Origin of the sequence: Curvibacter sp. PAE-UM (assembly GCF_001432305.1) — a bacterium.
GTDB lineage: Bacteria > Pseudomonadota > Gammaproteobacteria > Burkholderiales > Burkholderiaceae_C > Hylemonella.
Map to the genome: position 1 here is coordinate 1,925,782 of NZ_KQ483358.1, position 7,198 is coordinate 1,932,979.

General features: G+C 65.8%; 8 protein-coding genes. 3 read left to right on the forward strand and 5 right to left on the reverse strand.

All coding sequences use genetic code 11. The annotated features are described in order from the left end of the window. Positions 1 to 3 precede the first annotated feature (3 nt). Genes AO057_RS09365 through AO057_RS09375 form a run of 3 tightly spaced genes read right to left on the reverse strand, consistent with a single transcriptional unit; the run spans position 4 to position 2,456 of the window. Complete coding sequence (locus tag AO057_RS09365; protein WP_057675372.1) at positions 4 to 315, reverse strand: YkgJ family cysteine cluster protein; 312 nt, start codon at positions 313 to 315, stop codon at positions 4 to 6. Further along, on the reverse strand, positions 315 to 1,226 hold the full coding sequence (argF, locus tag AO057_RS09370) for an ornithine carbamoyltransferase (RefSeq protein ID WP_057675373.1): 912 nt from the start codon (positions 1,224 to 1,226) through the stop codon (positions 315 to 317). Before argF ends, AO057_RS09365 begins: the two co-directional genes overlap by 1 nt. An 18-nt stretch (positions 1,227 to 1,244) precedes the next feature. Next, complete coding sequence (locus AO057_RS09375; RefSeq protein ID WP_057675374.1) at positions 1,245 to 2,456, reverse strand: aspartate aminotransferase family protein; 1,212 nt, start codon at positions 2,454 to 2,456, stop codon at positions 1,245 to 1,247. 240 nt (positions 2,457 to 2,696) lie between these two features. On the opposite strand from AO057_RS09375, the gene AO057_RS09380 reads away from it, so the two are divergent. Further along, a complete protein-coding gene (locus AO057_RS09380) occupies positions 2,697 to 3,011 on the forward strand; it encodes a DUF3579 domain-containing protein (RefSeq protein WP_057675375.1) in 315 nt (104 codons plus the stop codon). 112 nt (positions 3,012 to 3,123) lie between these two features. Here AO057_RS09380 and rpsT read toward each other — a convergent pair whose 3' ends face one another. After that, positions 3,124 to 3,420, reverse strand: coding sequence for a 30S ribosomal protein S20 (rpsT, locus tag AO057_RS09385; protein ID WP_057675376.1), 297 nt, complete (start codon positions 3,418 to 3,420; stop codon positions 3,124 to 3,126). A gap of 144 nt (positions 3,421 to 3,564) precedes the next feature. Between rpsT and murJ the strand changes: the two genes are divergently transcribed. Together murJ and AO057_RS09395 are read left to right on the forward strand one after the other, a co-directional pair. Further along, the gene (murJ, locus tag AO057_RS09390) at positions 3,565 to 5,136 is read left to right on the forward strand and encodes a murein biosynthesis integral membrane protein MurJ (RefSeq protein ID WP_057675377.1); all 1,572 of its coding nucleotides are present in this window, start codon (positions 3,565 to 3,567) and stop codon (positions 5,134 to 5,136) included. A 10-nt stretch (positions 5,137 to 5,146) separates the two neighbouring features. Further along, the gene (locus AO057_RS09395) at positions 5,147 to 5,998 is read left to right on the forward strand and encodes a SirB1 family protein (RefSeq protein WP_057675378.1); all 852 of its coding nucleotides are present in this window, start codon (positions 5,147 to 5,149) and stop codon (positions 5,996 to 5,998) included. A 13-nt stretch (positions 5,999 to 6,011) separates the two neighbouring features. Here the strand turns inward: AO057_RS09395 and AO057_RS09400 are convergent, their stop codons facing one another. Next, positions 6,012 to 7,031 (reverse strand): ParA family protein, encoded by a 1,020-nt coding sequence (locus AO057_RS09400; RefSeq protein ID WP_057675379.1) that lies wholly within the window; start codon positions 7,029 to 7,031, stop codon positions 6,012 to 6,014. Positions 7,032 to 7,198: the final 167 nt, after the last annotated feature.

Consider the following 7,198-nt stretch of genomic DNA (forward strand, 5'->3'; position numbering starts at 1 on the left):
AGCTCAGGATTCAGGCAGGGGTGGCAGGCCGACCTTGGCGCGGGCCCGGTGGCAGCCTTCGCTGCCTTCCTCGAACTCACGGCAGGGCGAGGGACGCCATTCATAGATGCCGCAAGCCACTTTTTCGCCGAGCTTGCCGGTCAGCGCCGCGCAGCGCGGCGGCCAGTGGTCGGTGCCGCGCATGCGTGCGGTGTTGCCATTGACCTCGACGGTCAGGCCCACCGGCACGTGGCCACCGTTCTCATCGAGTTCGTAGCTGGAGAAATCGACACGGCACCAGGAACAGCAGGCGCCGCAACTGGTGCAGGCAGACATCAGAGTCGGCCCAGCAGAAGATATTCCATCAACGCCTTTTGTACGTGGAGCCGGTTCTCGGCCTCATCCCAGACCACCGACTGCGGGCCGTCGATGACCTCGGCCTCGACCTCTTCGCCGCGGTGCGCGGGCAGGCAGTGCATGAAAAGCGCATCGGACTTGGCGGCACGCATCATCTCGGCATCGACGCACCAGTCGGTGAAAGCCTTTTTGCGGGCCTCGTTCTCGGCCTCGTAGCCCATGCTGGTCCAGACGTCGGTGGTCACCAGATCGGCCCCCGCGCTGGCCTGCATGGGGTCCTTGAAGACCTTGTAGCAGGAGCTCTTCACGCCGGCCACGGCCGGGTCGATTTCGTAGCCGCTGGGGGTGCTCACGTGCACGGTGAAGCCCAGCAGTTCGGCCGCTTGCAACCAGGTGTTGGCCATGTTGTTGCCGTCACCGACCCAGGCCACGGTCTTGCCCGTGATCGAGCCGCGGTGCTCGATGTAGGTGAAGATGTCGGCCAGGATCTGGCAGGGGTGGTATTCGTTGGTCAGGCCATTGATGACCGGCACACGCGAGTACTCGGCGAAGCGTTCGATCTTGGTCTGCTCGTAAGTGCGGATCATGACCAGGTCGACCATGCGGCTGATCACGCGCGCGCTGTCCTCGATGGGTTCGGCGCGACCCAGCTGGCTGTCGCCCGTGGTCAGATGCACCACGCTGCCACCGAGCTGGTACATGCCGGCCTCGAAGCTCACGCGCGTACGTGTGGAGGCTTTCTCGAAGATCATGGCCAGGGTGCGGTCGGTGAGCGGCTGGTGCTTTTCGTAGGCCTTGAACTTCTTCTTGATCAGGGCGGCATGCTCGAACAGGTAGACGTACTCGTCAGCCTTCAGGTCGGTGAACTTCAGGTAGTGCTTGAGCTTCATCGCTGCTGCTCCAGGGCTTCAGGCCTCGGCCAGGAAAGACTTCACCAGAGGGACCAGCAGACCTACCACTTCGTCGGCCTCGGCCGTCGTCATGATGAGCGCAGGCACCAGGCGGATCACGCTGTCGGCCGTGACGCTGATCAGCAGGCCGGCGTCGGCCGCACGGGTGAGCAGCACGCCGCAGGGCTTGGCCAGTTCCACGCCGATCATCAGGCCCTGGCCACGGATGTCCTTGACGCCGGGCAATTGGCCCAGTTCGCGCTCCAGTGCCGCTTTCAGATGGGCGCCGACCCTGGCGGCGTTTTCCAGCAGGCGGTCCTCTTCCATGATGCGGATGGTCTCGATGCCGGCGCGCATGGCCAGCGGGTTGCCGCCAAAGGTGGTGCCGTGATTGCCGGGCTGGAAGATGTTGGCGGCCTTGGGGCCTGCCACCACGGCGCCGATGGGAACGCCCGAACCCAGGCCCTTGGCCAGGGGCATGACGTCGGGTTGGATGCCGGCCCACTGGTGGGCAAACCACTTGCCGGTGCGGCCCATGCCGCACTGCACCTCGTCGATCATCAGCAGCCAGTCCTGCTGGTCGCAGAGCTTGCGCACCTGCTGCAGGTATTCGGCGCGCATGGCATTGATGCCGCCTTCGCCCTGGATGGTCTCGAAGAAAACCGCCACCACATTGGGGTTGCCCGCCGTGGCCTTCTGCAGCGCCTCGATGTCGTTGAGCGGGACACGGATGAAACCTTCCACCAGCGGGCCGAAGCCCTTCTGCACCTTCTCGTTGCCGGTGGCGCTCAGCGTGGCGATGGAGCGGCCGTGAAAGGCCTTTTCGTAGACCACGATCTCGGGTTTCTCGATGCCCTTGTCATGGCCGAACTTGCGCGCCAGCTTCAGGGCGGCTTCGTTCGCTTCCAGCCCCGTGGAGCAGAAGAACACATTGCTCATGCCCGACAGTTCCACCAATTTCTTCGCCAGCTGTTCCTGGCCGGTCACGTGGTAGTAGTTCGAGGTGTGGATGAGCTTGGTCAGCTGTTCCTGCAGGGCCGGAACCAGGCGGGGGTGGTTGTGGCCCAGGGTGTTGACGGCAATGCCGGCCAGTGCATCCAGGTATTCCTTGCCGTTGATGTCCCAGACGCGGCAGCCCTGGCCGTGCGACAGCGCGATCGGCACGCGGCCGTAGGTGTTCATCACGTGCGGTGACGCGGCTTCGACGGGCTTGGCGGCGGGGGCGTTCATGGCTACACACTCCGTAGGGATCACAAAAGAAGGCGGCCCAACGCAGGTTGGGCCGTTGAGACATGATTTTAGGGCCTGTTCCAGCACTTTTTGCAAGTGTGCCCAGGCTGTTCTGCGCGGACGACCGCTGCGTTGCGGATGGCGAGCGCCAAGTCTTATATAAGATACAATACTTGCAACCCACCCGCTGCCGGACCAGCCGCTGTACCCAGCCCGCGCCCGGCGCCCGAGTCCCAACCCATGGTCTCCAACGCCGCCAAGGAAGTCTTCATTCTCGGTCTCACCCGGACCGGCAAGGCTTTTCGTCCCAGTGACTGGGCCGAGCGCCTGGCCGGCGTGATGAGCCCCTTCCGCCCGGGCGGTCCGCAGCCCGGCAGCCACCTTGGTTATTCCCCCTGGTGCGTCCCCAGTTCCATCGACAACGTCAAATGCGTCATCGTGAACCGCGATCTGCGCGATGCCGAGCCCATGGCCTGGGATTTCTGCATCAATTTCGCACGTGACAACAATCTGCAGGTGCGAGAAACCGACGGGCAAGGCCGGCCCATCGCCTGAGTCATCCCTTGCGCCCACAAAAAAGCCGCTCTAAGAGCGGCTTTTCTGCTTTGCTGACAGCGCACCCGTTACAAACGGCAGACCCGGGAGGGTCCGTGCGATTTGCCTGTGATCAGGCGGCGGCCAGGGCCTTGACCTTGGTCGACAGGCGGCTCTTGTCGCGAGCAGCCTTGTTCTTGTGGAAGATGCCCTTGTCGGCCACGGTGTCCACCACGGCTTGCATCTTGGCAAACAGCTCGGTGGCCTTGGCCTTGTCGCCGGTCAGAACAGCCTTCTCGACGTTCTTCACGGCAGTGCGGTATTTCGAGCGCAGCGAAGTGTTCGCAGCGTTGATCTTGACGTCCTGACGGACGCGTTTGCGGCCCGACGCCAGGCGCGGGTTCTTTTTCTTCGGCTTTCCAGATGCCATATCAATAGTTCCTTGTGTCTGTGGATGATGTCAGCAAAGCCGGCTATTGTAGCACTTTGAGCGGCCTGGTGTGAGTGAGCACTCAGCCCCCGGGCGGGCGGGCTACACTAGGCCCGATATGAGCGCCTACAGGATCCTGCCGCCGTGAGTCTCTTCAAAGCCGCCTCGACGGTATCCCTGCTGACCCTGGCTTCGCGCATCACCGGCCTGGTGCGTGAACTGCTGATCGCCACCACTTTCGGCGCCAGCGCCCTGACCGACGCCTTCAACGTCGCCTTCCGCATCCCCAACCTGTTCCGCCGCCTGTTTGCCGAGGGTGCTTTCAGCCAGGCCTTCGTGCCGGTGCTGGCCACGGTCAAGGAACAGCAGGGCGAGGAGGCCACGCGCCAGCTGGTCGACCGCGTGGCCACGGTGCTGGCCTGGGTGCTGCTGGGCGTGAGCGTGCTGGGGGTGCTGGTCTCACCGCTGCTGGTCTGGCTGATGGCCGCGGGCCTGCGCAACATGGAGGCGGGCAATGCCTTTGACGCGGCCGTCGTCATGACGCGCTGGATGTTTCCCTACATCGCCTGCATGTCGCTGGTGGCGCTGGGCGCTGGCGTGCTCAACACCTGGAAGCGTTTTGCCGTGCCGGCAGCCACACCGGTGCTGCTCAATGTCGCGATGATTGCCGCGGCCTGGCTGGGCGCGCCCTGGTTCCAGACCCTGGGCATCGAGCCCATCTACGCACTGGCGGCTGGTGTGTTGGCCGGCGGAGTGCTGCAACTGGGCGCTCAACTGCTGGCCTTGCGTCGCATCGGTCTGTTCCCCTCCATCGGCCTGAGCCCCTCGGCGTTGCGTGCCGCCTGGGCCGACGAGGGGACGCAGCGCGTGCTCAAGCTCATGGCACCGGCCCTGCTGGGGGTGAGCGTGGCCCAGGTCTCGCTGCTGATCAACACGCAGATCGCCTCGCATCTGGCGCCGGGCAGCGTGAGCTGGCTCAGCTACGCCGACCGCCTCATGGAATTCCCGGTGGCCCTGCTGGGCGTGGCCCTGGGGGTGGTGCTGATGCCGCAGCTGGCGGCGGCCAAAGCCGCCGACGATGCAGCGCGTTATTCGGCCATGCTGGACTGGGGCTTGCGCCTGGTCGTGCTGCTGGCCGTGCCCTGTGCGCTGGCCTTGCTGACCTTTTCGACTCCCCTGGTGTCCGTGCTCTACCACTACGGGGCCTTCAGCGCACGTGATGTGCAGATGACGTCCGTGGCCCTGATGGGCTGGGGCGTGGGCCTGCTGGGGGTGGTGGCGATCAAGGTGCTGGCACCGGGGTATTACGCCAGCCAGGACATCCGCACGCCGGTGCGCATTGCCATCGTGGTGCTGGTCTTCACACAGCTGCTCAACATCGTTCTGGTGCCGCTGTTGCAGCATGCGGCGCTGGCCTTGTCCATCGGCATCGGCGCCATGGTCAATGCCGTCTGGCTGCTGGTCGGCCTGCTGCGCCGCGGCAGCTACAAGCCCTTGCCGGGCTGGGGCGTGTTCGCGCTGCAGGTGCTGGCCGCCTCGGCGCTGCTGACGGTGTTCCTGATGTGGGCCGCCAGTGCCTTCGACTGGACACGCCTGCAGGCCCAGGTGGGCCTGCGCATCGGTCTGCTGGCGCTGCTGGTGCTCGGCGCCGCTGCCATTTACCTGGGGGCCGTCTGGGCCGCGGGCTTGCGTTTCCGGCAGTTCCTCAGGCGCTAGCTCTGGCATCATGAACCTGTCCTTCAAGCTGCCCACGCCGCTGGACTACTTCGGCACCCTGGTCCAGAGCGACGCGCAGCTTCATCTGCTGGAGGCGGCCATTTGCCTGGGGCAGGACGAATACCCGCAGCTGGACGTGCAGCAGGTGCTGGCCGAGGTGGATGCCCTGTTGGCACGCCTGCACCGGCGCCTGCCAGCCGACGCGCCTGCCATGCACCGGCTGCGCTTGCTCAACCATTTCTTCTTCCACGATCTGCATTTCGGCGGCAACCTCAACCACTATTACGACCCGGATAACAGCTACGTGCACCGGGTGCTGGAGCGCCGGCGCGGCATTCCGGTTTCGCTGGCCGTGCTGTGGCTGGAGCTGGCGCAAGGCCTGGGCCTGCCGGCGCGTGGGGTGGGTTTCCCCGGGCACTTCCTGGTCAAGGTCAACCTGCCGCATGCCCAGGTGGTGATCGATCCTTTCAGTGGCCAGTCCCTGAGCCGCGAGGAATTGCAGGCGCGCCTGGAGGCCTGGCGCAGCAGCCATGGCCTGCCCGCCGCCTCCGATCTGCCGCTGGGCCACTACCTGCAGGCCATGCCGGCGCGCGAGATCATTGCGCGCATGCTGCGCAACCTCAAGGAAATCCATCGCATGCAGCAGGACTGGGTGCGACTGGTGGCGGTGGAAGACCGGCTGCTGGTGCTGTTGCCACAGGCCTGGGAGGAATACCGCGACCGTGGCCTCGCACGGGTCGAACTTGGGCAGTTGGGGCCGGCGCTAAGGGATCTGGATATCTACCTGGGTCAGGCCGGGGAGGGTGACGATGCTGTCGCCATCACGGCACGCGTGGCGGAACTGCGCCGAGTGCTCGGCTGAAGCCGTCAGGGCCTCAGCACTTCACCAGTTTCAGGAAGGACGGGATGGGTGGCGCTTCCTGCGCCTGGGCCGTCTCGACCGCGCGCATGGGCGCGGGCGTGGTGCGCAGCGGGGTGTTGCCGGCCACCCGGTCCAGCACGCGCGTGTTGCTCAGACGCGTGATGGCCGGCTGCGGCCGCGAGGCCAGCATGCGCGGCACAGGCGCAGACGTTTCGCGTGCCTGCGGGCTTGGGGCGGGGCGGGCGGCTGGCGCCGGGATCGGGTTGGGGTGGACTGCGGGGCTGGCCGGCGGGACGTTGTGCGTAGCCAGCAGCCGGCTGGGCAGAGGCGCAGGAGTCATGGGCTGGCGGGCAGGCAAGGGCGCGGCCGTCTGGGCGGTGCGGCCAGAGGCCGTTGCCGGTGCGATGGCCAACTGGGGTTCGAGCCAGCCCAGGATGGGTTCCCACTGGCGCAGGTCCGTGGTGACACGATCGGGCGGCAGGTCGAACAGGGTCATGCCGCGTTCCAGACACTGCACATAGGCCTGGCTTTCGCGCAGCACGCCCAGGAAGGGCATGCCCAGGCCGGTGGCCCAGTCCTTGAGGACCTGGGGGGTGCGGGTGCGGGTGTCGATGCGCATGCCGATGCAGGCGACCTTGCAACGGCCCGTGGCCACGCGCGGCAGGGCCATGAGTTCGGCGTGGCAGTCGGCGGCCGATTCACGGTCGAAGGCCGAGCCGCACACGGGCATGAGGATGATGTCGGCGAACATGACCATGCGCGCCAGGTCGAAACCGTGCAGGCCGCCCGGTGTATCAAGCACCACATGGGTGATGCCGGCGGGCACACGCAGGATGTTCTGGTCCACGGTCCAGGGTGCGATGGCCGGCAGCGCCTCGCTGCGCTTGCGCAGCCAGGAGCGGGTCGATTGCTGCCGGTCCACATCGCCGAGCATGACCGCGCTGCCCTGATGGGCACACCAAGCCGCGAGGTGGGCCGCGAGCGTGCTTTTGCCGCTCCCCCCCTTGCGATTGACCACAGCGATCACAGGCATGAATGCTCCTGGCGGTAAACCAAAAACTGCAGTGTGACCTGAAATAATCTGAAAGTCCAGTGTCAGCGGGTGTAGGTAGCTAGGGATTTTGTAGCGAAAAGCAACACTCACCCGGATGAACCTGGCCCTCAAGCCGTGCGGTTCAGCGGCGGGGGGGGGGGGCGCCC

Bases quoted from the DNA above. Each gene is read 5' to 3' on its own strand.
- AO057_RS09365 (WP_057675372.1), bottom strand. From the start codon at position 315: ATGTCTGCCTGCACCAGTTGCGGCGCCTGCTGTTCCTGGTGCCGTGTC.
- argF (WP_057675373.1), bottom strand. From the start codon at position 1,226: ATGAAGCTCAAGCACTACCTGAAGTTCACCGACCTGAAGGCTGACGAG.
- AO057_RS09375 (WP_057675374.1), bottom strand. From the start codon at position 2,456: ATGAACGCCCCCGCCGCCAAGCCCGTCGAAGCCGCGTCACCGCACGTG.
- AO057_RS09380 (WP_057675375.1), top strand. From the start codon at position 2,697: ATGGTCTCCAACGCCGCCAAGGAAGTCTTCATTCTCGGTCTCACCCGG.
- rpsT (WP_057675376.1), bottom strand. From the start codon at position 3,420: ATGGCATCTGGAAAGCCGAAGAAAAAGAACCCGCGCCTGGCGTCGGGC.
- AO057_RS09395 (WP_057675378.1), top strand. From the start codon at position 5,147: ATGAACCTGTCCTTCAAGCTGCCCACGCCGCTGGACTACTTCGGCACC.
- AO057_RS09400 (WP_057675379.1), bottom strand. From the start codon at position 7,031: ATGCCTGTGATCGCTGTGGTCAATCGCAAGGGGGGGAGCGGCAAAAGC.